Raw genomic sequence first — 2,888 nt, 5'->3', positions numbered from 1 at the left:
CGCGAAGGCAGCGTGTCAGTGAATACTATCTTGACTGACAAACCGCCTTCGCGAGCAGGCTCGCTCCCACAATGGGTTGATGCCAAGCCTACAAATCCGCCTCCTGCACCACCCGCACCTTCTGCGCCTCCATCGCATACGCCGCGCTCGCCAGGTCATTGTCGACCTTTTCGATCTTCAGCGTGCCGGTGACCCACAGCGGCGTGTAGATATCATCCAGCTTCAAGCCCTTGGGATAACGCACCAGCACCAGTTGATTGGGCGGCGGTGGCGGGACGTGGATGCAGGCACCGGGGTAAGGCACCAGGAAAAACAGCGTGCTGCGGCCCTTGGCGTCGGTTTCCAGCGGCACCGGGTAGCCGCCGATGCGGATGTGCTTGTCGTTCATTGATGCCACGGTCTTGGTCGAATACATCACCGCCGGCAAGCCTTTGCTCTGCTTCAGGCCACCCTTTTCGGTGAAGGTGCCGTTGGCTTCGGGGGAGTTGTGATCGATCTCGGGCATGGCCTCGAGGGCTTTCTGGTCCGACTTGGGCATCAGTTCGAGCCAGTCGGTTTCGGGCAGCTCGGCGGCGTGGGCCAGGCCAGTGCCCAGCAGCAGGAAGGTCAGCAGTAGACGGCGCATGAAAGGGCTCGGCATAAGGGAAAATACGACGCCGGGCATTCTAGCCCTCCGCGCGCGCCACGCGCAGAGGACTTTCGCGCTTGGGTCAGTTCCTTTTGATCAGGCCGTAGATCACCAGCAGCACCACCGCGCCCACCAGGGCACCGAGGAAACCAGCACCTTCGCCTGCCTGATAGATGCCCAGGGCCTGGCCGCCGTAAGTGGCTGCCAATGAACCGCCAATACCCAGCAGGATGGTCATGATCCAGCCCATGCTGTCATCGCCAGGCTTCAGGAAGCGCGCAAGCAGGCCGACGATCAGGCCGATAAAAATGGTTCCGATGATTCCCATGGTATTCCCCTCTAATTGAGTAGCTATGCCAAAGCCTAGTCAGACTTTGGCACCTTGCCATGAGAGAAGACGACCGACGAATGGTTCCACCAATGTTTCAGATTATTGCTCGGCGATCAGCGTCTCGACCTTGATGATCTGCTGGGCCAGCGTGGCCCGGTCGGCGCAACGCAGGTTGGCGTGACCAACCTTGCGCCCGACCTTGAACGCCTTGCCGTAGTGATGCAGGTGGCAGTCGGCGATCGCCAGGACCTTCTCGGTGTCCGGCACTTTGCCAATGAAGTTCAACATCGCGCTTTCGCCGACCTTGGCGGTCGACCCCAGCGGCAGCCCGGCGACCGCCCGCAGGTGGTTTTCGAACTGGCTGCACTCGGCGCCTTCGGTGGTCCAGTGCCCGGAGTTGTGCACACGCGGGGCGATTTCATTGGCCTTGAGCCCGCCGTCCACTTCGAAGAATTCGAACGCCATGACGCCGACATAATCGAGCTGCTTGAGTACTCGGCTGGAGTAGTCTTCCGCCAGGGCCTGCAGCGGGTGGTCGGTGCTGGCGACGGACAGCTTGAGGATGCCGTCCTTGTGGGTGTTGTGCACCAGCGGGTAGAAACGGATTTCACCGTCACGGGCACGCACAGCGATCAGCGAGACTTCGCCGGTGAAAGGCACGAAGCCTTCCAGCAGGCAGCCGACGCTGCCCAGCTCGGCGAATGTGCCGGCGACGTCTTCAGGGTTGCGCAGGACCTTCTGGCCCTTGCCGTCGTAACCCAGGGTGCGGGTCTTGAGCACGGCCGGCAGGCCGATGGCAGCAACGGCGGCTTCCAGGTCGGCTTGGGATTGAATGTCGGCGAAGGCCGGGGTCGGAATGCCCAGGTCCTTGAACATGTTCTTTTCGAACCATCGGTCGCGGGCGATCCGCAAGGCTTCGGCGCTCGGGAAGACCGGGACGAACTGGGACAGAAAAGCAACGGTCTCGGCCGGGACGCTTTCGAACTCGAAGGTCACCAGGTCGACTTCGTCGGCCAACTGGCGCAGGTGATCCTGATCGCCGTAATCGGCACGCAGGTGTTCACCCAGTGCCGCGGCACAGGCGTCCGGCGCCGGATCCAGGAAAGCGAAGTTCATCCCCAGCGGCGTACCCGCCAGGGCCAACATGCGGCCCAACTGGCCGCCACCGATTACACCGATCTTCATTCGTCAACAACCTCAGGCAATGCGTGGGTCTGGATTGTCCAGGACGCTGTCTGTCTGCTCAGCGCGGAATTTTTTCAGCACGGTATGAAACTGTGGATGCTTGGCGCCCAGGATACTTGCAGACAACAGGGCTGCGTTGATCGCACCGGCCTTGCCGATGGCCAGGGTGGCAACCGGGATGCCGGCCGGCATCTGCACGATCGACAGCAACGAGTCGACGCCCGAGAGCATCGACGACTGTACTGGCACGCCCAGTACCGGCAAGTGCGTCTTGGCCGCGCACATGCCAGGCAGGTGAGCCGCGCCGCCGGCGCCGGCGATGATCACTTCGATGCCACGCGCCTCGGCTTCTTCGGCGTACTGGAACAGCAGGTCCGGGGTACGGTGGGCGGACACCACTTTCACCTCGTAAGGGATGCCGAGCTTTTCCAGCATATCGGCGGTGTGGCTAAGGGTGGACCAATCGGACTTGGAGCCCATGATCACGCCAACCAGTGCACTCATCGTCGTGCCTCTTCTCTCTGGGCGCCCTGGGGCGCGTCAAAAAACAACAAGCCACGCAGGAAACCGGCGTGGCTTGTTGTACGAATTATGGCCGGGTGGACCGACCGAAGGCCGGGCAGTATACCGAAAATGGCGGATTAAACGCACTTTCGCCGACCATCTGTCTTTTGCGTTAAAGCAGCGGTTTTATTGACTCGAAGGTCAGCGTACCGTCACTGCTATTCCTGGTGGGAGCGGGGC

At 61.6% G+C, this 2,888-nt stretch carries 4 protein-coding genes; all 4 read right to left on the bottom strand.

Going from position 1 to position 2,888, the window contains the following annotated elements:
* Positions 1-88: 88 nt before the first annotated feature.
* The 4 genes from ACE04F_RS15185 to purE all read right to left on the bottom strand — a co-directional run bounded on the left by ACE04F_RS15185 (position 89) and on the right by purE (position 2,648).
* Positions 89-625 carry a DUF3299 domain-containing protein gene (locus ACE04F_RS15185; RefSeq protein WP_305497682.1) on the bottom strand — a complete coding sequence of 179 codons (537 nt, stop codon included), beginning with the start codon at positions 623-625 and terminating at the stop codon, positions 89-91.
* A gap of 85 nt (positions 626-710) precedes the next feature.
* On the bottom strand, positions 711-956 hold the full coding sequence (locus ACE04F_RS15180) for a GlsB/YeaQ/YmgE family stress response membrane protein (RefSeq protein ID WP_256229514.1): 246 nt from the start codon (positions 954-956) through the stop codon (positions 711-713).
* A gap of 102 nt (positions 957-1,058) precedes the next feature.
* Entirely contained in the window at positions 1,059-2,144 is a 1,086-nt protein-coding gene (locus ACE04F_RS15175) for a 5-(carboxyamino)imidazole ribonucleotide synthase (RefSeq protein WP_486107903.1), read from the bottom strand.
* A 12-nt stretch (positions 2,145-2,156) separates the two neighbouring features.
* Positions 2,157-2,648: a 5-(carboxyamino)imidazole ribonucleotide mutase gene (purE, locus tag ACE04F_RS15170; protein ID WP_003196369.1), complete on the bottom strand. Its 492-nt coding sequence runs from the start codon at positions 2,646-2,648 to the stop codon at positions 2,157-2,159.
* Positions 2,649-2,888: the final 240 nt, after the last annotated feature.

The organism is Pseudomonas sp. AGC41 (assembly GCF_057334555.1).
The sequence above is the reverse complement of the archived record's forward strand: the minus strand, read 5'-3'. Positions and strand labels throughout refer to the sequence as shown.